General features: G+C 30.2%; 27 protein-coding genes. 20 read left to right on the forward strand and 7 right to left on the reverse strand.

Annotated features, from left to right (window positions below; genetic code table 11):
• The first annotated feature begins 23 nt into the window (after window positions 1-23).
• From KGF52_RS03835 to KGF52_RS03915, 17 genes are all read left to right on the forward strand, one after another.
• The gene (locus KGF52_RS03835) at window positions 24-1,232 is read left to right on the forward strand and encodes an ethanolamine utilization protein EutH (protein WP_227839197.1); all 1,209 of its coding nucleotides are present in this window, start codon (window positions 24-26) and stop codon (window positions 1,230-1,232) included.
• Window positions 1,233-1,285: 53 nt separating this feature from the next.
• Window positions 1,286-2,245 (forward strand): agmatinase, encoded by a 960-nt coding sequence (speB, locus tag KGF52_RS03840; RefSeq protein ID WP_227839198.1) that lies wholly within the window; start codon window positions 1,286-1,288, stop codon window positions 2,243-2,245.
• A 158-nt stretch (window positions 2,246-2,403) separates the two neighbouring features.
• Window positions 2,404-3,534, forward strand: a complete 1,131-nt coding sequence (locus KGF52_RS03845) for a 1-propanol dehydrogenase PduQ (RefSeq protein ID WP_227828732.1) — start codon at window positions 2,404-2,406, stop codon at window positions 3,532-3,534.
• 27 nt (window positions 3,535-3,561) lie between these two features.
• Complete coding sequence (gene eutS / locus KGF52_RS03850) at window positions 3,562-3,912, forward strand: ethanolamine utilization microcompartment protein EutS (protein WP_227828731.1); 351 nt, start codon at window positions 3,562-3,564, stop codon at window positions 3,910-3,912.
• A gap of 1 nt (window position 3,913) precedes the next feature.
• A complete protein-coding gene (locus KGF52_RS03855; protein WP_227828730.1) occupies window positions 3,914-4,366 on the forward strand; it encodes a EutP/PduV family microcompartment system protein in 453 nt (150 codons plus the stop codon).
• Between the two features lie 62 nt (window positions 4,367-4,428).
• Window positions 4,429-5,862, forward strand: a complete 1,434-nt coding sequence (gene eutA / locus KGF52_RS03860) for an ethanolamine ammonia-lyase reactivating factor EutA (RefSeq protein ID WP_227839199.1) — start codon at window positions 4,429-4,431, stop codon at window positions 5,860-5,862.
• A 16-nt stretch (window positions 5,863-5,878) separates the two neighbouring features.
• Window positions 5,879-7,243 carry an ethanolamine ammonia-lyase subunit EutB gene (locus KGF52_RS03865; RefSeq protein WP_227839200.1) on the forward strand — a complete coding sequence of 455 codons (1,365 nt, stop codon included), beginning with the start codon at window positions 5,879-5,881 and terminating at the stop codon, window positions 7,241-7,243.
• 12 nt (window positions 7,244-7,255) lie between these two features.
• Entirely contained in the window at window positions 7,256-8,149 is an 894-nt protein-coding gene (gene eutC, locus KGF52_RS03870; protein WP_227828727.1) for an ethanolamine ammonia-lyase subunit EutC, read from the forward strand.
• 21 nt (window positions 8,150-8,170) lie between these two features.
• On the forward strand, window positions 8,171-8,824 hold the full coding sequence (eutL, locus tag KGF52_RS03875) for an ethanolamine utilization microcompartment protein EutL (RefSeq protein WP_227839201.1): 654 nt from the start codon (window positions 8,171-8,173) through the stop codon (window positions 8,822-8,824).
• 6 nt (window positions 8,825-8,830) lie between these two features.
• On the forward strand, window positions 8,831-9,517 hold the full coding sequence (locus KGF52_RS21545; RefSeq protein ID WP_285894674.1) for a BMC domain-containing protein: 687 nt from the start codon (window positions 8,831-8,833) through the stop codon (window positions 9,515-9,517).
• Between the two features lie 2 nt (window positions 9,518-9,519).
• Window positions 9,520-10,989, forward strand: coding sequence for an acetaldehyde dehydrogenase (acetylating) (locus KGF52_RS03885; protein WP_227839202.1), 1,470 nt, complete (start codon window positions 9,520-9,522; stop codon window positions 10,987-10,989).
• Between the two features lie 60 nt (window positions 10,990-11,049).
• A complete protein-coding gene (locus KGF52_RS03890) occupies window positions 11,050-11,337 on the forward strand; it encodes a BMC domain-containing protein (RefSeq protein WP_227828724.1) in 288 nt (95 codons plus the stop codon).
• Between the two features lie 98 nt (window positions 11,338-11,435).
• The gene (locus KGF52_RS03895; protein ID WP_227839203.1) at window positions 11,436-12,197 is read left to right on the forward strand and encodes a cobalamin adenosyltransferase; all 762 of its coding nucleotides are present in this window, start codon (window positions 11,436-11,438) and stop codon (window positions 12,195-12,197) included.
• 13 nt (window positions 12,198-12,210) lie between these two features.
• Entirely contained in the window at window positions 12,211-12,837 is a 627-nt protein-coding gene (gene eutD, locus KGF52_RS03900; protein ID WP_227839204.1) for an ethanolamine utilization phosphate acetyltransferase EutD, read from the forward strand.
• A 24-nt stretch (window positions 12,838-12,861) separates the two neighbouring features.
• Window positions 12,862-13,563, forward strand: a complete 702-nt coding sequence (locus KGF52_RS03905; protein WP_227839205.1) for a TIGR02536 family ethanolamine utilization protein — start codon at window positions 12,862-12,864, stop codon at window positions 13,561-13,563.
• A gap of 12 nt (window positions 13,564-13,575) precedes the next feature.
• Window positions 13,576-13,848: a EutN/CcmL family microcompartment protein gene (locus tag KGF52_RS03910; RefSeq protein WP_227824686.1), complete on the forward strand. Its 273-nt coding sequence runs from the start codon at window positions 13,576-13,578 to the stop codon at window positions 13,846-13,848.
• Between the two features lie 50 nt (window positions 13,849-13,898).
• Window positions 13,899-14,372, forward strand: coding sequence for a cupin domain-containing protein (locus tag KGF52_RS03915; protein WP_227839206.1), 474 nt, complete (start codon window positions 13,899-13,901; stop codon window positions 14,370-14,372).
• A 72-nt stretch (window positions 14,373-14,444) separates the two neighbouring features.
• On the opposite strand, the gene KGF52_RS03920 is transcribed toward KGF52_RS03915, so the two are convergent.
• Window positions 14,445-15,275, reverse strand: coding sequence for a MerR family transcriptional regulator (locus tag KGF52_RS03920; protein WP_227828719.1), 831 nt, complete (start codon window positions 15,273-15,275; stop codon window positions 14,445-14,447).
• Window positions 15,276-15,578: 303 nt separating this feature from the next.
• Between KGF52_RS03920 and KGF52_RS21355 the strand changes: the two genes are divergently transcribed.
• On the forward strand, window positions 15,579-15,710 hold the full coding sequence (locus KGF52_RS21355; protein ID WP_255287817.1) for a hypothetical protein: 132 nt from the start codon (window positions 15,579-15,581) through the stop codon (window positions 15,708-15,710).
• A 114-nt stretch (window positions 15,711-15,824) separates the two neighbouring features.
• Here KGF52_RS21355 and KGF52_RS03925 read toward each other — a convergent pair whose 3' ends face one another.
• The 6 genes from KGF52_RS03925 to KGF52_RS03950 form a co-directional block, all read right to left on the reverse strand.
• A complete protein-coding gene (locus KGF52_RS03925) occupies window positions 15,825-16,109 on the reverse strand; it encodes a DUF3795 domain-containing protein (RefSeq protein ID WP_227839207.1) in 285 nt (94 codons plus the stop codon).
• Between the two features lie 15 nt (window positions 16,110-16,124).
• Window positions 16,125-16,382: a TfoX/Sxy family protein gene (locus tag KGF52_RS03930; protein ID WP_227828717.1), complete on the reverse strand. Its 258-nt coding sequence runs from the start codon at window positions 16,380-16,382 to the stop codon at window positions 16,125-16,127.
• 55 nt (window positions 16,383-16,437) lie between these two features.
• Entirely contained in the window at window positions 16,438-16,953 is a 516-nt protein-coding gene (locus KGF52_RS03935; RefSeq protein ID WP_255642482.1) for a GNAT family N-acetyltransferase, read from the reverse strand.
• 454 nt (window positions 16,954-17,407) lie between these two features.
• A complete protein-coding gene (locus KGF52_RS03940; protein ID WP_227839208.1) occupies window positions 17,408-18,145 on the reverse strand; it encodes an ABC transporter permease in 738 nt (245 codons plus the stop codon).
• Window positions 18,146-18,156: 11 nt separating this feature from the next.
• On the reverse strand, window positions 18,157-18,918 hold the full coding sequence (locus KGF52_RS03945) for an ABC transporter permease (RefSeq protein WP_227839209.1): 762 nt from the start codon (window positions 18,916-18,918) through the stop codon (window positions 18,157-18,159).
• Complete coding sequence (locus KGF52_RS03950; RefSeq protein ID WP_227839210.1) at window positions 18,918-19,832, reverse strand: ATP-binding cassette domain-containing protein; 915 nt, start codon at window positions 19,830-19,832, stop codon at window positions 18,918-18,920. The genes KGF52_RS03945 and KGF52_RS03950 overlap by 1 nt, the downstream gene beginning before the upstream one ends.
• Window positions 19,833-20,025: 193 nt before the next feature.
• Between KGF52_RS03950 and KGF52_RS03955 the strand changes: the two genes are divergently transcribed.
• Both KGF52_RS03955 and KGF52_RS03960 read left to right on the forward strand, forming a co-directional pair.
• Complete coding sequence (locus KGF52_RS03955) at window positions 20,026-20,733, forward strand: response regulator transcription factor (RefSeq protein ID WP_227828713.1); 708 nt, start codon at window positions 20,026-20,028, stop codon at window positions 20,731-20,733.
• A 39-nt stretch (window positions 20,734-20,772) separates the two neighbouring features.
• Window positions 20,773-22,179, forward strand: coding sequence for a sensor histidine kinase (locus KGF52_RS03960; protein ID WP_227839211.1), 1,407 nt, complete (start codon window positions 20,773-20,775; stop codon window positions 22,177-22,179).
• The last annotated feature ends 318 nt before the right edge of the window (window positions 22,180-22,497 follow it).

The following is a 22,497-nucleotide window of genomic DNA, read 5'->3' on the forward strand; positions in this document are numbered from 1 at the left end:
TTAGTACATAGGGGGTATACTGTATGGAATTATTAGGAGACTCAGTACTGTATATCATCATGGCTTGTTGTGTAGCTGGAGGATTAGCAAAGATTTTCAAAGAAGAATCAGAGCTAGCTAAATCTTTTGATGAAGGCTTACATACTATGGCAACGATGTTTATACCAATAGTAGGTCTTATGGTATCTGTTCCGTATCTAAAAGTCGGGGTAGAGAAAATATTTGGAAAGTTGTTTAGTATGTTTGGCGCAGACCCAGTGGTAGCAGCAGCTATGATTATGCCACCAGATTGCGGTTCATATGCTTTAGCTATAGAGATTGGGAAAACGAGTGAAATATTAGTGATAGTATTAGCGGTTGGATTTATGTGTGCATCTACAGTGGCATTTAATATTCCAATAGGACTTTCAATTTTAGATAAAAAAGATTACAAGTACTTAGCTTTAGGAGCTATGTCTGGATTTTTATCAGTACCTTTTGGAGTATTCACGTCATATATGGTTGCATTACTTACAAATCCTACGATACGTACGACACTTTCTACAGTAGGAAGTTCTAACTATACATTAAATTTAAGTATGCTAATGATTTTCCAAAATCTAATTCCTATTGTTGTGGTGTGTGTGTTGCTTGCATTAGGGTTAAAGTTGTTCCCTAATGGAATGATAAAAGGATTCATGTATTTTGGAAAAGGTCTTACAAGCATATTAATAATAGTCGTAGTATCATCTATTGTTGAACACTATACAGGTATTTTCACTAAAGTATTTGGGAGTTGGGGATTTGACCCAATGTTTGCAGATGAGAAAGAAATGTTTAGGTCTATTGAGCTTCTAGGGAGTATTGCAATGATGCTTTGTGGAGCATTTCCAATGGTTTATCTTATACGTAAGTATTTTAAAAAGCCACTGGAAAAACTTGGTTCAATAGCTGGACTAGATAGCGCAGGTAGTGCTGGATTAGTTGCATGTATGGCAAATGGTATCGCAATTTTTGGACTAGTTAAAGATATGAAACCGACAAGTAAAGTAATATCTATGTCGTTTTTAGTTTGTGCAGGATATTCTTTAGGAGATTTTATAGCTTTCAATGTCAATTTCCAACCAAACTTGGTTATTGCAATACTTGTTGGTCAAATCGTAGGTGGAATAATAGGTATAATATTTGCAAAGTTAATTGCAGTTCCATACGTTCTTAAGATGGAAAAAGAAGATGGTGTATCTGAAGCTTAGAATAAATGTGATAAAAAATTAACAAAAAATAATAAAAATTGGGGAGAGTATTTATGATTAAATATAAAACAATAAATTCTTTAAAATCACCTAGATTTGCAGGAATTAAAACATTCATGAGATTACAAAATGTAGTTACAACAGACGATGTAGATTTTGCTGTTCTTGGTATACCATTTGATTCATGTGCTACATTTAGAGTTGGTGCTAGATTTGGTCCATCATCAATAAGAGAAATGTCAGTTCTAGGTTGTAAACCATATAATCCAGTTCTTGATGTTGGTATATTTGACTATTGTTCTGGGGTAGACTATGGTGATTTAGGCTCTGTGCCAGGATATGTAGAAGATACATTTGATGTAATTACAGAGGGGATGTTACCTATCTTTGAAAATGGTGTAATTCCAATAGCTATGGGAGGAGACCATAGTGTAACATTACCAGAATTAAGAGCTTGTCATAAGGTTCATGGACCAGTTGCTTTAATACACTTTGACTCTCATTATGATACAATAGCAGAATATTTTGGAAAGCCTTATAGTCATGGAACACCTTTCTACCATGCTGCTAAAGAAAACCTTATTGATACATCTAAATCAATTCAAGTTGGAATAAGAGAAGGTTATTATGGTGAAGAAGATAAGTACCATTCAACTGATTTAGGATATGAAGTTTTAAAAGCTGTTGAATGTCATAAGATGACTACAGAAGAAATAATAGAAAGAGTTAAACAACGTGTTGGTGATTCAAAAGCATTCCTTACATTTGATATAGATTTTGTTGACCCAGCATATGCACCAGGGACAGGAACTCCTGTTATAGGTGGATTCTCATCTGCCCAAACATTAGAAATAATAAGAGGATTAAAGGATTTAAATATAGTAGGCTATGACCTTGTTGAAGTTGCGCCACAATATGATGCTGGAAATGTTACTTCACTTACAGCTGCGGGTATAATGTATGAATTTATATCTCATATAGCTTATAAGAAAAAGCATAACATAAAGTATTAATATACAAGATTCTTGACTTTACTAAAATCCAATATTTACTAAAATAATGTCATAACGAAATATTGAAAGCTTAATAAAAGCTCCATAGGTTGTTCTGTGGGGCTTTTGCTTAACAATTGTTTAATTTTAAATAAGTTTTTATAAAAGAGGAGATTAGATTGAATAATTTTGAAATAAAAACCAAAGTAAAATTTGGAGTAGGTTCTTTAGAATACTTACAAGAGATAAAAGGTAAAAAAGTATTGGTTATAACAGACCCTTTTATGGTTAAATCAAAAACTATAGATAAAATCTTGGTAAATTTAAAACACAGTACATATGAAGTATTTAGTGATATAGTACCAGACCCACCTATAGATACAGTAGTACAAGGCATCGAAGTATTAAAAAATATAAAGCCAGATACAGTAATAGCTTTAGGTGGAGGTTCTGCAATAGATGCAGCTAAAGCTATAAAGGACTTTTCAAAGCAAATTTTAAGAACTAATGAAATCGAATTTATTGCTATACCAACAACAAGTGGAACTGGCTCAGAAGTAACATCATTTTCTGTAATAACAGATAAGCAAAAAGGTGCAAAGTATCCTCTAGTGTCAGATGAATTAATTCCAGATATAGCGATACTAGACCCAGAGTTGGTTAAAACAGTACCAGATTTTATAACAGCAGATACTGGAATGGATGTTTTGACACATGCATTAGAAGCATATGTATCAGTAAATGCTAATGATTTTTCTGATGCACTTGCTGAAAAGGCAATAAAACTAGTATTTGAATATTTATTGAAAGCATATAAGGATGGAAATGATTTAGAGGCTAGAGAAAAAATGCATAATGCATCTTGTCTAGCTGGAATGGCATTTAATCAAGCATCATTAGGAATAAATCACTCCATAGCACATGTTCTAGGTGGAAAGTTTCATATACCACATGGAAGAGCAAATGCAATATTATTGCCACATGTAATAGAATACAATGCTAATATCACAGGATATTCAAATACAGACTACTCATTATCAGCAAAAAAATATGCACAAATATCAAAGTTAATAGGTCTTAGTACTTCAAATACAAGAAGTGGTGTGAAGAGTTTAGTTAATGAAATAAAAAAGCTACAAAAAGAATTAAACATGCCAATTAAATTGAGAGAATGCAATGTAAGTTTGGAAGAATTAAGTAATTTACAGAGTGAAATAGCAGTTTTGGCTATTCAAGATGGATGCACTAATGCAAATCCTAAAGTTCCCATAGAAGAAGACATAATAGAAATACTAAATAAAATCAAGTAAAAATGTAATAAAAATTAGGGGGCAAAATTGAGCGAAGAAACTAAACAAAGAATTATACAAGAATATGTTCCAGGAAAGCAAGTAACACTTGCTCATATAATAGCTAATCCAAATGAGGATATATACAAAAAGTTAGGATTAATACTAGATAGAAAAGATGCAATCGGTATTCTTACAATAACGCCGAGTGAAGCTTCAATAATAGCAGCAGATGTGGCAACAAAATCATCAGATATATCGCTTGGATTTATAGATAGATTTAGTGGGTCTTTAGTAATATCTGGAGATGTAAGTTCTGTAGAATCTGCATTAAATGAAGTATTAGAAGTGTTAGGTGAGATGTTGAATTTTTCATCAACTAAGATAACGAGGACATAAAATGAAAAATATAATTTTTATGGGAAAAACAAGTAGTGGAAAGACTACTCTTTGCCAAAAACTAGATGAACTAGAGATTCGATATAAGAAAACACAGTCAATAGAAATTTATAAAAATGCAATAGATACCCCAGGTGAATATATGGAAAATAGAGCATTGTATAACGCTTTAATAACTACAGCTGTAGATGCTAAAGTAGTGGCTATAGTTTATGATGCAACTCAAGAAGAAAATTATATGGCACCAGGCTTTGCAAGTATATTTTGTAAAGAAACTATAGGCATTATGACTAAGATAAATAAATTAGATAAAAATCAAATAGATTTAGGAATAGAAAGATTAACTTTAGCAGGAGTCAATAAAATATTTAAAGTAGACACAATAGATGATGTAGGTATAGATGAGTTATTTGAATATTTAAATGAGATAAGGTCATTGGAAGAAAAATATTGATAGTCTATAGAACAATCTAACTTCTTTGTTTAAGAAATGCTTTTAAATTATGAGGTGAGAAAATGAGAGAAGAGTTATTAAGTGTTGGGATAGATATTGGGACAAGTACTACTCAACTAATATTTTCTAAATTGATAGTTGAAAACACTGCATCTAGTTTTTCAGTACCTAGGATAAGTATAATAGACAAAGAAATTGTATATAAAAGTGAAATATACTTTACACCTCTTATCTCCAACAATGAGATAAATGGAAATGAAATAAAAAACATAGTTGATAGTGAATATAAAAAAGCAAATATATCTAAAGAAGACATACATACAGGTGCAGTTATTATAACTGGTGAAACAGCTAGAAAAGAAAATGCAAATTATGTACTTCATAATTTAAGTGGATTTGCAGGAGACTTTGTGGTGGCAACAGCAGGACCAGATTTAGAAAGTATCATATCTGGTAAAGGAGCAGGGGCTCATATTTATTCTAAAAATCATTCAACTAGTGTTGTAAATCTAGATATAGGTGGCGGAACTAGTAATTTAGCTTTATTTAAAAGAGGTGAAGTCTTAGATACTGGTTGTCTAGATATAGGTGGGAGACTTATAAAAATAGACAAGCATAGCAAAAAAATAACTTATATATCACCTAAGATAGAAAAAATCATAAAAGATTATAATCTAGGACTTCAAATAGGAACTATAGCAACTATAGAAAATACAAAGCCAATAATAGATATAATGGTTGATTTAATACTACAAAGTATAGGAATAAAAAAGAAAACAAGTCTATTTGAGTTTATAGTAACCAATAAATCTATAAATTTAAGTGAAAAGATAGAGAACATATCTTTTTCTGGTGGGGTCGCTGATTACATCTACTATGATAAAAACATAGATGAATATTTTAAATATGGAGACTTAGGTATTTTATTAGGGCAAGCAATAAAAAATTGTGAGGAACTAAAAAAAATAAATGTAATAACTCCATTAGAGACTATTAGAGCTACAGTAGTAGGTGCTGGTTCTCATACGACTGAAGTAAGTGGAAGTACTATAACTTATACAAGTGAGGATTTTCCACTTAAAAATCTACCTGTTTTAAAACTATCAAGAGAAGAAGAAACTAGCGATGAAAAGGCATTAAGTGAAAGTATAAAAAATAAGTTAAATTGGTTTAAGTTAGAAAATGACTTACAAAAAATTGTTATAGCTATAGAAGGAAGCAAAAATCCAAGTTTTTTAGAAATACAAGAGTATGCACGTGGATTAGTAAGTGGTATGAAAGAAATTATAGAAAATGACTTGCCATTTGTAGTAATTATAGAAAATGACATGGCAAAAGTACTAGGACAATCTATTTGTGCAGTTTTAGATTACAAAAAAGATATTATTTGCATAGATAGTATTAAGGTTGAAAATGGAGACTACATAGATATTGGAAAGCCAATAGCTGAAGGTAAAGTGTTACCTGTAGTAATAAAGACATTAGTTTTTAATTAAAAAAGGGGGTAAGGAGATGATTTTAAAGACAAAATTATTTGGGCGTACTTATCAGTTCAAAGGGCTATATGACGTAATGGCAAAAGCAAATGAAGAAAAGTCTGGTGATAAGCTAGCTGGTCTTGCAGCTCAAAGTGCCGAAGAGAGAGTTGCAGCAAAAGTAGTTTTATCTCATATAAAATTAGAGGATATAAGAAACAATCCCGCAGTTCCTTATAATGAAGATGAGGTCACAAGAATAATTCAAGATGGTGTAAATGAAAAAGTTTATAGTGAAATAAAGGACTGGACTGTTTCAGAACTTAGAGAGTGGCTATTAGATAGTGAAACAAGTAGTTTAGATATAAAAAGAATATCAAGAGGATTAACTTCAGAAATGACAGCAGCAGTTGCAAAGCTAATGTCAAATATGGACTTAGTTTATGCAGCCAAAAAAATTAAAGTTACAGCTCATTGTAATACAACAATAGGCGAAGAAGGTACTCTATCAGCTAGACTTCAACCAAATCATCCAACAGATGACCCAGATGGGATACTTGCATCACTTCTAGAAGGATTAACTTTTGGAATAGGTGATGCCGTACTTGGATTAAACCCAGTTGATGATTCAGTTGAAAGTGTAACTAAAGTACTAAAGAGATTTGAGGAAGTAAAACAAAAATATAAAATACCTACTCAAACTTGTGTGTTAGCTCATGTTACGACACAAATGGAAGCTATAAGAAATGGAGCTCCAACAGATTTAATATTCCAATCGATAGCTGGTTCTGAGAAAGGAAACGAAGCTTTTGGATTCAATTCAGCAACGATTGAAGAAGCAAGAAATTTAGCTTTAAAGCATGGGACAGCCACAGGACCTAATGTAATGTATTTTGAAACAGGGCAAGGTTCGGAGCTTTCTTCAGAAGCACATCATGGAATAGACCAAGTTACTATGGAAGCTAGATGTTATGGATTTGCTAAAAAGTTTGAGCCATTTTTAGTAAACACAGTAGTTGGATTTATAGGACCAGAATATCTATATGATGCAAAGGAAGTAATGAGGGCAGGACTAGAAGACCACTTTATGGGTAAATTACATGGATTGCCAATGGGTGTTGATGTTTGCTATACAAACCATATGAAAGCAGACCAAAACGATATGGAAAATTTAGCGATATTATTAACTACAGCTGGATGTACATATTTTATGGGAATACCTCATGGAGATGATGTAATGCTTAACTACCAAACTACAGGATACCACGAGACAGCATCACTTAGAGAAATGTTTGGACTTACAGGAATAAAAGAGTTTGATGCTTGGATGGAACAAATGGGCTTCTCTAAAGATGGTAAATTAACAGAAAAAGCTGGAGATGCATCAATATTATTAGGGTAGGAGGTCTTAAGTATGAATGAAAAAGATTTAAAAGCATTAGTAGAGCAGTTAGTAAATCAAATGGCTGGTCAAATCGATTCTAGTGTCATAAATGAAGTTGTTGAAAATACAGTAGACAAAGTAAATAAAAGTACAGTAGATGATGATGCTTGCATAGAAGATATAACGGAAATAGATTTAAAAAAGCAATTATTAGTAAAAAATCCTAAGGATGCAGAAGCCTATTTAGATATGAAATCTAAAACTCCTGCAAGAATAGGTATAGGTAGATGTGGAGCTAGATATAAAACAGAAACAGTTTTAAGATTTAGAGCAGACCATGCTGCTGCACAAGATGCCGTTTTCTCTTACGTAGATGAAGATTTTGTGGAAAATAGCAACTTAATAAAAATAGAAACTTTATGTAAGGATAAAGATGAATTTTTAACTAGACCAGACCTTGGAAGAAAATTTTCAAGTGAAACTATAGATTTTATAAAAACGCAAATAGGTACAAATCAAAAGGTATTAATAATGGCAGGTGATGGACTAAGTTCAGCTGCTATAGAAGCTAACTCAAATGATTGTATTATGGCTATAAAGCAAGGTTTAAAGATGTATGGAATTGAAGTGGGAGATATTGTATTTGTTAAACATTGTAGAGTTGGGGCTATGGACCATTTAGGTGAAGAGTTAGGTTGTGAAGTGGTATGTGTGTTAATTGGAGAAAGACCAGGTCTTGTTACAGCAGAATCTATGTCAGCGTATCTTACATACAAGCCTAAAGTTGGTATAGCAGAAGCTAAGAGAACAGTGGTATCAAACATCCATAAAGGTGGAACTACTGCTGTTGAAGCAGGTGCACATATAGCTGAACTTATAAAAACAATTTTAGATAAGAAAGCTTCTGGAATTGATTTAAAATAATAACTTAAAGGAGTACAAGTTATGAAAAATGATATAATTCGTCCTAAAATATTGGGAATTAAAATGATTTCAAACATAAGTCCAGAAATGGCACAAAAGCTAGAATTAAATTCAGACCATAAAAGTTTAGGGTTTATAACTGCTGATTGTGATGATGTGACATATACTGCCCTTGATGAAGCAACAAAAGCTTCAGAAGTTGATGTTGTATATGCAAAGTCAATGTATGCAGGAGCTACAAATGCTTCAACAAAACTTGCTGGGGAAGTATTAGGTATAATAGCAGGACCAAGCCCAGCTGAAGTAAGAAGTGGATTAAATGCAGTAGTTGATTTTCTAGAATATGGATCAACTTTTATAAGTGCAAATGATGATGATTCAATAGTATATTATGCTCACTGTGTATCTAGAACAGGAACATATCTTTCTAAAGTGGCAGGAATCAAAGAAGGAGAAGCCATAGCTTATTTAGTAGCACCACCTTTAGAAGCTGTGTATGCACTAGATGCAGCATTAAAAGCAGCAGATGTAAGTCTATGTGAATTATTTGCACCTCCAACTGAAACAAACTTTGGTGGAGCATTGCTTACAGGGTCTCAATCAGCTTGTAAAGCAGCTTGTGATGCTTTTGCTGAAGCTGTTAAATCTGTAGCTGATGACCCAACAAGGTTTTAAAGATAAATGAATGCTGTAGGTTTAATAGAAGTAATAGGATATGTTGCTGCAATAGAGGCATGTGATGCATGTGTAAAGTCTGCTAGTGTAAATATACTTAGCATTGACAAAGTAGGAGCGGGAATAGTTACATTAACAATAGTTGGAGATGTAGGAGCAGTTAAATCAGCTATAGAAGCTGGAGAAGTTGCCGCAAATAAAGTTGGAGTATTAAGAGCAACTCATGTAATACCAAGGATACATAAAGAAGTAGCTGATAATTTATTGAAAAAAGAAGAAAGAGCTACTCAAAAATATAATAAAGTTAGCGAAATACCAATCAAAGAAAATATGAAGATAGAAGAAAATAAAGATACAAATACAGAAACTTTAGAAAAAGATGTGAAAATTGAAGAAAATGCAAATACAAATGCAAATACAAATACAAATACAAATACAAATACAAATATAGAAACTTTAAGAGAAGATATAAAAGTTGAAGAAAACGAAAATACAAATATAGAAACATTAGAAGAAGTAAAACCAGTAAGAGATGGGGTTACTAATAATAGAAACTTACTAAACATGAATGTAAAAGAACTAAAAAATTTAGCTAGAGAATACAATTCTTCTTTGACTAATAAGGAATTAAACTCTTTGAAAAAAGAAGACCTAGTAGATTTAGTTGATAAATTGATTAGAGAGGATAAATAGATATGGAAATTTTAGATAAAGATTTATTATCTATACAAGAAGTTAGAAATCTTGTAAAAAAGGCTAAAGAAGCTCAAGTTAAACTTTCTAGAATGAGCCAAGAACAAATAGATAAAATAGTTAAGTCAATAGCAGATACAGCATATGAAAATGCCGCTAAATTAGCTAAAATGGCCAACGAAGAAACTGGATTTGGAAAATATGAAGATAAAATAGTTAAAAATACATTTGCATCTAAAATGTTATATGAAGCCATAAAAGATATGAAGACTATTGGGATAATAGGTGAAAATAAAGAAGAAAAAACAGTTGATATAGCTACACCAGTAGGAGTAGTAGCAGGGCTTATACCATCAACAAATCCAACATCAACAGTAATCTACAAAGCTATGATTTCTATAAAATCAGGAAATTCAATAATTTTCTCACCACATCCAAATGCAAAAAAATGTATACTTGAGACTATAAAAATAATAAGTGAGGCAGCTATAAAAGCAGGGTGTCCAGAGGATATTATATTAGGTATAACTAATCCTAGCCTTAAAGGTACTAATGAATTAATGAAGCATAAAGATACTAAACTTATTTTAGCAACTGGTGGAGAAGCTATGGTTAGAGCTGCTTATTCATCAGGAACACCTGCCATAGGTGTAGGACCAGGAAATGGACCAGCATTTATAGATAAGAGTGCAGATATTAAGTTAGCAGTTAAAAGAATATTAGATTCTAAAACTTTTGATAACGGTGTAATATGTGCATCTGAACAATCTATAATAGTAGAAAAATCTATGGAAGAGATAGTTGTTAATGAACTGAAAAATCAAGGAGCTTATTTCTTAAATGAAGAGGAAAGTGAAAAGCTGTCTAAATTTATATTAAGAGCAAATGGAACAATGAATCCTCAAATAGTTGGAAAGAGTGTAGAAACACTTGCTAAATTAGCTAATTTAAGTAATGTGCCAAGTTATGCTAAAGTGCTTATAGCAAGAGAATCTAGAGTAGGAAATGATGTAGCTTACTCTAGAGAAAAACTGACTCCAATACTTGCATTTTATGTAGAGGAAAATATTGAATCTATTATGCAAAAATCTAGAGAGATACTTTTAAACGAAGGTGCTGGTCACACATTCTCAATGCATGCTAATGATGAGGAACTTGTAAAGAAATTTGCACTTAATATGCCAGTATCAAGAATAATAGTAAATGCACCATCTGCACTTGGAGGAATAGGTGGAGCAACAAACTTATCACCTGCCTTAACACTAGGGTGTGGAGCTATAGGTGGAAGTTCAACTTCAAATAATGTAGGACCATTAGATTTATTAAATATAAAGAAAATAGCTTATGGAGTTAAAGAAATAGAAGAACTTAGAGGCACAAATTCTAAAGTAGAAAAATCAATATTTGACTCTATGGATAGAGAAGAGCTAATAAATGTATTAGTAAAAAAGATAGCTTTAGAGCTATGTTAGATTTTAAAAAACTAAAATAATTTTAAAAAATATTAATATAAAATTTTGGAGGTAAGAATTATGGCAAACGCAAACGCATTAGGGATGATAGAAACTAAAGGATTAGTAGGAGCAATAGAAGCAGCAGACGCAATGGTTAAGGCTGCCAATGTTCAATTAGTTGGAAAAGAGCAAGTAGGTGGAGGTTTAGTTACAGTAATGGTGAGAGGTGATGTTGGAGCTGTTAAAGCTGCTACAGATGCAGGTGCTTCTGCTGCTGAGAGAGTTGGAGATTTAATATCTGTTCATGTTATACCAAGACCACACTTTGAAGTAGATGCTATATTACCAAAAGTAAATGTTGACTAATAGGTTATATAGTAAATAAAATTTAAATTTGATAAAAAGGGGATGTCAATATATTTTGAGGAGTCCCCTTTTATACATCTAATAGGAGATGTGATAAAATGAGTGTTTTAACAGAAAATCAAATAAGAAAAGAAATGCGCGAAAACAAAGGGAATATAACTGAATATTACATTGAAAAAGGTCAGATTATAACTCCTTTAGCAAAGTCTTATTTAGCTGAAAAAAAAATTGAAATAAAATATATTGATAATATTTCAAATACAAACAATGAGAATAAGGAAGTTATAAAAGAAACTGTAAAAGAAGAATCTTATAAATACAAAACTGTATTTGGAGCTAAGTTAAATGAAAAGCCAGAACATATGACTCATTTAAATGGAGATATATTAGTATTTAAAGACCATAAGAGGATAATTTTAAGAGGAAAAATAGACTCATTAGAATCAAAAATACTAGAGGTTCAAGTTTTGTGTAACAAAAAAGGTCTGGGAAAATTAGTAAATGAGTTACAAGAAATATTAGAGTTTGTAAGGAAGATAATGAAATGTGAAGTGTTAGAAGAAAAATTAGATAGCTTTAAGCTTTTAGGTCTATCTGAAAAAGAGTTGAGAGAACAATCTCATAATCCTAAAAAATATTTTGGTATAGGTCATGAATTTCCAACTTATAAAATGGGTGAAGAAGTAGTACTTATAAATAGTATAAGAACTAGTACTAGGGAAGCTGAACTCTGTGCATATGAAGCGTTTAAAGGTGAATATGGAGAAGTTGAGAGAGAAGATTTAATAAAAGCTCTTAATAGATTGTCATCAGTGTTCTGGATTATGATTTATAAAATAAGAACTGGACAATACCAGTAGTTGGGGGATATTTATGGAAAACCTATTAAATGAAATAGTACAAGAAGTAGTAAGTAGAGTTAAAAAAGAAGTATTTATAGAAGTTGAAGCATCAGGAAGACATGTACATTTAAGTGAAGAAGATGTAGAAAAACTATTTGGCAAAGGATATACATTAACAAAATTAAAAGATTTATCTCAACCAGGTCAATATGCTTGTAAAGAAAGAGTTACAATAATTGGACCAAAAAGTACATTAAAAAATGTTGTAGTTCTTGGACCTTGTAGAAAGGAAACACAAGTAGAAATATCTTTAACAGATGGTTCTATATTAGGATTGAAGCCACCAATAAAGCAAAGTGGAGATTTAGAAAATACCTTAGGTATTAAAATAGCTACAGAAAAAAGGGAAATTGAACTTCAAAAAGGTCTTATGGTAGCAAAAAGACATATACATATGTCGATAGAAGATGCCAAAAAATTTAATGTGGTAGACAATGAGATAGTTGAAGTTAAAGTATTTGGAAAAAGACCTTTAATATTTGATGATGTAGTTGTTAGAGTTAGTGATAAGTTTAAAACTTATATTCACATAGATTACGATGAGGCAAATGCATGTGCATATTCAAAAGGAAGTATTGCAAAGATAATAAAGAGATAGCTATACACCTAGAAAGGAAAGCTTATGGATTATAACAATCTTATAGAGATTATAGTAGAAGAACTTTACAAAAAAATAAATACTACGAATATTAGATGTATAGAAAATGAAAATAGAAAAAAATTAGTTATATTATATGAAAATGATAAAAGTAAATTTGATTTATTAAGTGATAAGTTTAATATAGAAATATTTGATAATGATACAAAAGATTCTGATGTAGTAATAGTATCAAAACTTTGTCTGAGAGGTATTTGCAATTTAGCATTAGGAAATAGTTTTTCAAATGAAGAAAGATTTCTATTAAAAATGCTTATGAAAGGTAAGAAAGTATATGTGTTAGATGGAGGAATAGAATACAAACTCTATAAAGACACTGCACCTAAAACACTATACAATAAATACAGAGCGTATGAAGATGATATTTGTAAATATGGAGTAAAGATTATAAAGGATTTAAATGAGATAACATTAAGTGAAGTAGCGTTTAATGAAATAGCATTTAGTGAGGAAAAGTTTAAAAAAGAAATATTGAATGAAGAAAAAGTAAAAATAGATGATAAGTTTAGCATAGATTTGACGCATAAAAGGCTTATATCGGAGTCTGATTTGAGAAAGCCTATGATAAATGGAACTAAGGATATTATCGTAAGTCAAAATAGTATAATAACTCCATTAGCTATGGATTTTATAAGAATACATAATATAACAGTAAAAAGAATATAGTGGAGGAGACTTATGGAGATAGGAAAAATAGTTGGTAATGTATGGGCAACAAGAAAAGATGAAAAGTTAAATGGACAAAAATTCTTAGTTGTGAAACTATTAAATGCTAAAGATACATATAAAGAAGGCTTTTTAGTAGCTGCAGATAATGCAGGGGCAGGGAATGGAGATTTAGTCCTTATAACGAGAGGCTCTGCTGCCAGAACTTCAATAGAAAGACAGAGTGTTCCAATAGATGCAACTATAGTTGGAATAGTCGATTCTCTTGAATTTGCGGATGAGTAAAAGTATTGATGCTATAGAGTTTAATATAAGAGTTAAGGAGGTAATAAGAGATGGATATAAGTACGTTAGATAAAGATATATTGGAAGTATTAGTTAGACAAATAATAGAAGAAAATTTAAATGGTTCTAAAAATAATGTAGATTTTGATAGACACAAAGATATAAGTGGAATAACTTCTATAAAATTACCAAGAGTAAAGGTAGATGAAAGTAATAGATTAGATACTGGCAATCCAAATGATATAGTTTATACAAAAGATTTATTTACCTTAGAAGAAAGTCCAAGATTAGGTTGTGGAATTATGGAAATGAAAGAAACAACTTTCGATTGGACATTAAATTATGATGAAGTAGACTATATAATAGAAGGAACTTTAGACATATTAATAGATGGAAGAAAGATAACAGCATCTGAAGGGGAGCTAATACTTATACCAAAAGGAAGTAGTATAAAGTTTTCAGTACCTAATTATGCTAGGTTTATATATGTAACATACCCAGCAGATTGGGAATCACAAAAGTAAGTAAAAAGACTATGGAGAAAAGTAAGTAAAAAGGCTATGGTAAGTTAACAATCATAGCCTTTATGTAATAGACTATATTTTTTTTACTGGAACTTGAATTTCCATAAGCGTTTCATTTAAGTAACTAGTAAGAGTCACATCTATTTTAAATATCTGATAAATATCGCCATTAAGGCATAGGTTGTGTTCACTCATATACTCTTTTATAAAATCAAAAGACGGATGGTATCTTTCAAGTTCATCACCATCATAATACATAGAAAGATATAATCCACCTGGAACAAGCTTTTTTAAAGAGGACTGTACATCGTTGTCTTCTACGAATATAAATGGAGATAGAGGAATATAATCTTGCGATTCGTCTAAAATCGAATCATTACCATAAGCACCCACTCTATCGCTCGCAACAATTGGAGCAATCTCATTTAAATGAGATTCTAATTCAGTTACAGCAAGAGCTAATTCATGAGGTCCACCAGTTGGTTCATCAAAGGTAATCATATATCTATCTGGAAGTGTAAGCTCTGTAATTGTATTTACTGGAGATAGAGAATTTAATTGTTTTAAAAATTCAACTTTTTTATTTAATACCTTTTCAAGTTCTATTTTTTCTCTGATTTCTGAGTGAAGTGTTTCTTGGTATTTTTCAAAAATTTCAATAGATTTTTGGAAATTTCTGTCATTAAAATAACTTGTAATATCATTGATACACATTCCTAATTGTCTTAGTTCTTTTACAGTTCCTAACTCTTCGTATTGAAGAATAGAGTAATATCTATATTTAGTATTAGGGTCTACATAGTTAGGTTTTATAAGATTTATTCTGTCGTAATATCTTAGTGTTTCACTTGTAAGATTTCTAAGTTTTGCTAATTGGGTAATTGACAAAAGTTTATTATGCACAATATTTACCTCCTATTTTAAGCTAAAAATTTTAAAAGGAAAGATAGTTTTTTAATAGACGTCATATAAGGTGTTTAAATAAACTTTTTAGGAAAATGTAAACTAATTTAATTTGATAATACTAAATTATATTAATTTTCTTAACATAATAATAATACCAAAAAACAGGCAAAAAGTGAAGTATAAAGAATTGATTTTCTATGACCATTTTTATGGGAAAGTAAATATTGATTAAACGATAAAGTGTCTGGTATTACTTAGATTAAAAGCAATTAATTTATTTTATTAAAAGGCATACAATTATTGGAAAGACTAAAAGATAATTATGAAAGAGCTAGAAATAACTATGAAAGACTAAAAGATAACTATAGAGAATTAAAGAATAATTATAAAAGGCTAAAGAGTGATTATGAAAGAGTTAAATATAAGATATAAAGGAGCTAAATATCAGTTTTGAGTAATAATTAAAACTATTTACTTAGCTCTTTTATAATACATCACTCATCATATGTATCTTAAAATAATATGTATTTCAATCCATGAATTAGATTAATTAAGAGAATCATTTAAAGCTTTTTCTTCATTTAGCCACTTTCTACATTGTTCAATCTTTATTGTAGGGTCAAAACCTTGGTCTTTTCCCATATTTGAAAGCATATCACAAGGGAAAGTATCACATTCTCCACAATGGTTAAATTCTTTGCTTTCACAGCAAGTCTTAACCTTACATTCACCACCCCAAAATGGGCCTTTCATTTGAGTACATCCTTTACAATTTACTTTCTCTTTTCTTGTACAACTGTTACAGAGTACACCACATCTTGATTCAAACATATAAACACTCCTTTTCTAACACTTAAATATATTATAAAATTCTTTTAATTCTTCCTTTTCATCTGAAGATAATTGACTTTTTCTGATGCCTTGAATTGCAGCTTCTAATGAATATAGACGATTAATACATGCAGAAGCATCAATAGATTTTATTTTTAACCATGCCTGTTTGCTACCTATTTCCTTTAATTGTTCATAGTTTGTGATTCCAACTTGGTTTAATTGACCCTCAACTACAGGACCTATATTTGGTAATTTAGAAAGTTCACCCATCATACCACTCCTTATCTCTTGAATATTCAACAAAATTACTAATCATAATTTATAACTACTGTTCAAAAAACTCCTTTGCATATTCTACAACACCAGATACTTCTTTCAACCCATTGTCTAGTAGTTCTATAGCCATAAAATTTTCATCTGGTACTTCAAATGGAGCTTTTATATTAAACTTACTTGCCACTTGATAGCCAAACTTAGGATAATATTTGTCATGACCTAAAACTACACAACCTTTATATCCTTTTGACTTTGCAATTTTATGTCCTTCTTCAATTAACTTTGAACCTATTTTTTTACCTTGAACATTAGGAGAAACTGCTACTGGTGCTAGTGCAAGTAGTACATCATTTTTAACCTTTATTTCTGTAAATAGAATATGACCAACTATATTTCCATCATCTTCAGCTACAAGTGAAAGTTCTGGAACAAAGCTAGTACTATTTCTTAATCGATTAACAAGGTTTTGTTCATCATGGTCAGAAGATTCTTCATTTGCAAATGCAGACTTAACAACTTCATATACTTTATCTTTATCACTGGCTTTTTCTTGTCTAATTATCATTTTAATTTATCCTCCTGTGGATTAAGGCTAATTCTAGAAAATAAAATAGCAATGTACTATAGTCTTATCACTAGTTTTATTATCTTTTATTATAACCTTGCTTCTTTACAATTCGTATAAAATATAAATAATCTTTTCTTCTTATCCTTCTTTTCATTTACAATTATTTAGCAATTTAGTAATTTGTTTTCAGTCATATTACTAGATTGAATTTCATCTATACATATTATATTTCATATTAAGAAATAAAGGAAGAGTAGATACTAAAAATAGGTAAATCTTCTACTAAAAATAAGTGAATTTTCAGAAGTAAGTATTGACTTCTCATGTTTGTTCCATAATTTCTTTTTTTAAAGATTATAAATAATATATTTGAATTACTTATCATATATACTTTATTTATTATAATACAAAAGGGTGACGCCATCTTGTCATATATACTTTTATTATAATATTAAGATATAACATCATTTTTTCTAAAGTTTCTCTTAGCGATTTCAGAAAATATTATAGTAGTAGCAAATGCAACACATATTGTAATTATAGTATCGTTAACATTTAAAGCAGATTGCTTTATAATACCCATAGCACTTCCTAGCATAGAGTATGGGAAAAATATCCCAATAGAAGGTTGTGCTACTAGTAAGCCCATTCCAAATAGAGAAAGGCAAAGACTGATACCAATAGGAGTAGCAAAACTTCTAATCTTTATAGATAGGTATAGTTGTATAGAAGCTATTGAAATGGAAATAATCCAACCCTTAACAATCCAGCCAGCAAGTTCATTAGGTACACTTTGGGAAAATCCAATCATATTTCCAGCCACTATGTAAAAAATAACAAAAACAATTTGAGTGATAGCTGTAAGTATTGAAATAACTATAAGCTTAGATAAAAAAATATTTTTTAAATTGATTGGAAGTGTCATTACATTATTCCAATTATGATTCATATGTTCAAGTCTACAAACATAGGCACAAAAGATTGCTATTAATATAGGAAAGAAAAACTCACCATAAAATAGACTAACTTGAGTCCACAAGCTATACCATTCTTTCTTAAGGACACCTTGATTTAGATAAAAGTTTCCAGAACCAATTAGCACACTTATAAGTGGTAAAGCCAATAATATATACCATATAAAAGAATTTTTTAACTTTAGGATTTCTCCAAGAACCGATTTTCTTAACATTTAAATCCCTCCTATATTTCCTTATTTAATAAATGATTTTTTCCAATATAATAAATTAACATTCCAACAAAGAAGATTAAAACAGTCATTGAAAAATTCATATTTACTTTGTAAACTGATGAACCAAGGGCAGTGTCATAGGCATAATTTAGAGGCGTTAATTCTATGTAATAAGACCATATAAATAATCTACGAATACCTTGAAAAAATAATCCTGATGTTAAACCTATAAAGCTACCTAACATACCAAGCGTAACAGCAAGCATTTGATTTTGGAATACAGTTGCAACCCATTGGTGCAGTGCTATTATAGCTATACTAACAAGTATTGTGCCTAAGGTATATTTGATAATTAAGGACATAGAAAATGGTTCGATAAAGCCCTTAAAAGACGCAAAACCTAAAATAGCTAATATTTGTAAGAGTATAGATACTGATATCAAAATAGTGGAGCATAAAAATTTAGAAAAATAAATACTGTTTAAGGGTGTAGCAGAAGATTTTAAAAGTTTCCATGTATCTCCTTTATGTTCTATATCGCTTATTCGTGAAGTAATTATTGATATTAAAATAGGAAAAAATAATCCGTTTAAACTTGTAAAACTCATAATCATGTATGAATATTCAAATCCACTTAGCATGTCTGGATTTTTTGTAAGAGCTCTGTTTGAATTCATGATACACCACATTATCTCAACAGCTACAAATAAAAATGTCATCAAAATAATTTTCTTTCTTTTGATTTTGTAAAATTCTAAACTAAGATATTTCATTATAAAGTCACCGCCTTGCCAGTAAGTTCAAGGAATATATCCTCTAAGCTCTTTTTATGTTCTTCTATTCTAAACACATCCATATTTGAATGTACAAGTATGTTATTTACTTTAGCTACATCTGTATCTTTTAAATTCTCAATAGTTAAATATCCATCTTGTATAAGTGACATATATCCTTGTGTATTTAAAAGTTTTTGGGCAGATATTGGATTTTGTGTTTTAATAGCAATATGACTTTGACCTTTATCATGAAGTTCTTTTATACTATCTTGAAAAACAAGTTCGCCATGATTTATTATTCCTATTGATGTGGCGATTTGGTCAATTTCACCTAGAAGATGACTGGAAATAAGAACTGTCATACCGTATTTTTCTGGAAGAGATTTTATTAGTTCTCTAATCTCTTCAATTCCAGCTGGGTCAAGTCCATTTGTAGGTTCATCAAGTATCAATAATTTAGGAAACTTCATTATTGCCATGGCAATACCAAGACGTTGTTTCATACCTAGTGAATATTGACTGACCTTTTTATTCTTTTGATTTTCTAGTCTTACTATTTTTAAGGCTTCTTGTATATTTTTTTTAGGTAAATCTAATAGTCTTTGCATAATAGTCATATTTTCAAGCCCTGTCAAGTGTCCATAATATGATGGAGATTCTATCAATGAGCCAATATCATTTAAAATTGATATTCTATTTTTATCGTTTAATTCTTTGCCTAAAATACTAATATTTCCTTGTGTAGGTTTTGCAAGTCCAAGTAGCATTTTAAGAGTAGTGGATTTACCAGCACCATTAGGACCTAAAAAGCCATATACAGCTCCTTTTGGGACTCTAAGGTCTAAGTCTTTTACTCTAAATATTTTATTGTATTCTTTTGAAAGTCTGTTTGTCTTAATTATCATTTCCATATGTTTTATCCTCTTTTCTATAATTTAGTATGAATTTTTATGACTTACATATAGCAGTGTTTGTAGCTTATATTAATACAATAAAGCACTTACATTTCAGCTAGCTGAAGTTTACCTTACGATAACCTTAAATAGTCTATTGAGGTAAAGTTATAAAAATGGGTATATGATATACTTAGGAAGGGTGATGATTATGGAAACAATAAAGGATAAAAAAATACTTGTGGTTGATGACCATAAAGAATTATTAAAAATGATAGATGAAATCTTAAGAAAAGAGGGATTTAATAGAATTTTTCTAGCATCTAGTTATGAAGAAGCTGTGAGAGTATTTAAAAATATAAAACCAGACTGTGCAATTTTAGATGTAGTGTTGCCAGATGGAGATGGCTTTTCTATTATGAGAAAAATTAGAGAAACATCCAAGATACCAGTTATTTTTCTTTCTGCAAGAGGAGAGGATGAAGATAGGTTGATTGGTCTAGGTTTAGGGGCTGATGATTATATAGTAAAGCCATTTTTACCTAAAGAACTTACTTTAAGGTTAGTAGGTATATTAAATCGTGTATATATTCCTATGAAGGAAGATGAGTTGCCAGTATTTAAACTAGGAGATTATGTTGTTGTAAATTTAAATACTGCATGTGTAAAAAAAGATGGACAAGAAATATCTTTAACTGCTAAAGAACATTCCCTGCTTTTAAAGCTGTATGAAAATAAAGGGCGAATTGTTACTAGTGATGCACTATGTCAAGCTATATGGGGAGATGACATGTATGGGTATGAAAATACTCTTATGGTACATGTTAGGAGAGTTAGAGAAAAGATAGAAGAAGCTCCATCTTCTCCTAAGCATCTTCTTACAGTAAGAGGGCTTGGATATAAGTTAATTATTAATTGATTTATGCCATATGAAGATTTCAAGAGGAGGGATTTAATTTTGGATAGTGTAAAGTATATATTAAGGCGATTTATAGGTTCAAGTATCTTGATTTCATTATTTCTAATTATCTTAAACATAGCAGGATTTTTGATATTTTCATATGTAACTTTTGTATACCCATACTCTGGCGAATCAGATACAAGCAATAGCAGAGAAACTAAAGCAAATTTAATGATGCTTGAAGAAAAGCTAACTTCAAAGGATGGTAAGTTTGTCTTGGATGAATCTAGTAAAGAGGTGTTACACAAAAATCAATCTTGGGCAATGCTAATTGATGATAATGGGGACAGAATATGGGAGTATGATTTACCAAAAGAAATACCAAAGCATTATACTTTAACTGATGTAGCTAAGTTTTCAAAATTTTTTTTAAAAGACTATCCTGTGTATGTATGGGAACATCCTGATGGGCTTCTAGTTACAGGATATCCCAAAGACAAGTATACAAGGTTTAACCTTACTTATACTATTAAGGAAATAGACCAATTTCCAAGGTTAATATTAATTATGATTTTGCTTAATGCAATGATTACTTTTTTAATAGCTTTGTTTATAGGATTAAAAATGATAAAATCTATAAAGCCAATTATTACAGGGATGAAGCTTATTTCAAAGGGCGAGCCAGTACTTCTTCAAGAAAAGGGGATACTTAGCGATATTTCAAAATCTATTAACTCTGTATCTAGAGAATTACAGGAAAAAAATGCAAAGCTTAGAAAAAGAGAAGAAGCTAGGTCTAATTGGATTGCAGGAATATCTCATGATATAAGAACACCACTTTCAATGATAATAGGATATGCTGGAGAGCTTGAGGAAAGTAAAAATCTTTCTCAAAGAGAGCATGAGCAAGTATATATTATATGTAATCAAGGTATTAAGATTAGGGAATTAGTAAGCGACCTTAACTTAGTCTCTAAATTAGAATACAATATGCAAGCATTAGATTGCGGTAAAATTAGGGTTTCTGCTTTCTTAAGAGAGGTTGTTTCTGATTTTATAAATAATAATTTGGATAATAACTTTTATATTGAGCTTAATATATTGGATGAAGATATTATTATAGATGCAGATAAAAAGTTATTAAAAAGAGCTATTAGCAATTTGATACAAAATAGTATAACTCACAATCAACATGGATGTAATATAAATGTAGTTTCAAGGTCTGATTTAGATTTTTGCTATATAACTATTGAAGATGATGGAAAAGGTATGAGTAAAGATAAAATTAGTTATTTGTTGAAGAATCAATATAATTTGAGTGATGCATATGCTAAAGGTCAGAATCATGGTCTAGGGCTTTTAATAGTAGCAGGTATTATAAACGCACACAAAGGTAAATTAGATATCATAAGTGAGGATTGTCAAGGTCTAAAAATAACTTTAAAATTACCACTAGTAAAGTAATATTTTATAACGAAATAATGAATAAGCGTGAACAATGAAAATATTTTGAAAATAATTTTATTATTTATTGACAAAAATGCTCTATCATAGTAGAATAAATATAAATTCTTTTCTTGTCAAGTTTTATTAAATAAAATAGTAACTTTTGCTTTATGCGCTTAGAGCTAAGTTACTCATGGTATCAAAATTTTCATAGGAATAATATATTTTGGAATTATTGTAAGATTGTTAAACTCTTTAAATAGTTCCCTTTTTTTAAATATTTTTTAATAATACTTAAAATGTTATTGACAAAAATATTCTACTAAAATAGAATTA

The sequence above is a fragment of the Clostridioides sp. ZZV15-6597 genome, assembly GCF_020657815.1.
GTDB lineage: Bacteria > Bacillota > Clostridia > Peptostreptococcales > Peptostreptococcaceae > Clostridioides.

Bases quoted from the DNA above. Each gene is read 5' to 3' on its own strand.
- KGF52_RS03910 (WP_227824686.1), top strand. From the start codon at position 13,576: ATGGAGATAGGAAAAATAGTTGGTAATGTATGGGCAACAAGAAAAGAT.
- eutC (WP_227828727.1), top strand. From the start codon at position 7,256: ATGAATGAAAAAGATTTAAAAGCATTAGTAGAGCAGTTAGTAAATCAA.
- KGF52_RS03855 (WP_227828730.1), top strand. From the start codon at position 3,914: ATGAAAAATATAATTTTTATGGGAAAAACAAGTAGTGGAAAGACTACT.
- KGF52_RS03915 (WP_227839206.1), top strand. From the start codon at position 13,899: ATGGATATAAGTACGTTAGATAAAGATATATTGGAAGTATTAGTTAGA.
- KGF52_RS03950 (WP_227839210.1), bottom strand. From the start codon at position 19,832: ATGGAAATGATAATTAAGACAAACAGACTTTCAAAAGAATACAATAAA.
- eutL (WP_227839201.1), top strand. From the start codon at position 8,171: ATGAAAAATGATATAATTCGTCCTAAAATATTGGGAATTAAAATGATT.
- KGF52_RS21545 (WP_285894674.1), top strand. From the start codon at position 8,831: ATGAATGCTGTAGGTTTAATAGAAGTAATAGGATATGTTGCTGCAATA.
- eutD (WP_227839204.1), top strand. From the start codon at position 12,211: ATGGAAAACCTATTAAATGAAATAGTACAAGAAGTAGTAAGTAGAGTT.
- KGF52_RS03835 (WP_227839197.1), top strand. From the start codon at position 24: ATGGAATTATTAGGAGACTCAGTACTGTATATCATCATGGCTTGTTGT.
- KGF52_RS03935 (WP_255642482.1), bottom strand. From the start codon at position 16,953: ATGATAATTAGACAAGAAAAAGCCAGTGATAAAGATAAAGTATATGAA.
- KGF52_RS03890 (WP_227828724.1), top strand. From the start codon at position 11,050: ATGGCAAACGCAAACGCATTAGGGATGATAGAAACTAAAGGATTAGTA.
- KGF52_RS03940 (WP_227839208.1), bottom strand. From the start codon at position 18,145: ATGTTAAGAAAATCGGTTCTTGGAGAAATCCTAAAGTTAAAAAATTCT.
- KGF52_RS03885 (WP_227839202.1), top strand. From the start codon at position 9,520: ATGGAAATTTTAGATAAAGATTTATTATCTATACAAGAAGTTAGAAAT.
- KGF52_RS03925 (WP_227839207.1), bottom strand. From the start codon at position 16,109: ATGTTTGAATCAAGATGTGGTGTACTCTGTAACAGTTGTACAAGAAAA.
- eutA (WP_227839199.1), top strand. From the start codon at position 4,429: ATGAGAGAAGAGTTATTAAGTGTTGGGATAGATATTGGGACAAGTACT.
- KGF52_RS03955 (WP_227828713.1), top strand. From the start codon at position 20,026: ATGGAAACAATAAAGGATAAAAAAATACTTGTGGTTGATGACCATAAA.
- speB (WP_227839198.1), top strand. From the start codon at position 1,286: ATGATTAAATATAAAACAATAAATTCTTTAAAATCACCTAGATTTGCA.
- KGF52_RS03865 (WP_227839200.1), top strand. From the start codon at position 5,879: ATGATTTTAAAGACAAAATTATTTGGGCGTACTTATCAGTTCAAAGGG.
- KGF52_RS03905 (WP_227839205.1), top strand. From the start codon at position 12,862: ATGGATTATAACAATCTTATAGAGATTATAGTAGAAGAACTTTACAAA.
- KGF52_RS03895 (WP_227839203.1), top strand. From the start codon at position 11,436: ATGAGTGTTTTAACAGAAAATCAAATAAGAAAAGAAATGCGCGAAAAC.
- KGF52_RS03945 (WP_227839209.1), bottom strand. From the start codon at position 18,918: ATGAAATATCTTAGTTTAGAATTTTACAAAATCAAAAGAAAGAAAATT.
- KGF52_RS03930 (WP_227828717.1), bottom strand. From the start codon at position 16,382: ATGGGTGAACTTTCTAAATTACCAAATATAGGTCCTGTAGTTGAGGGT.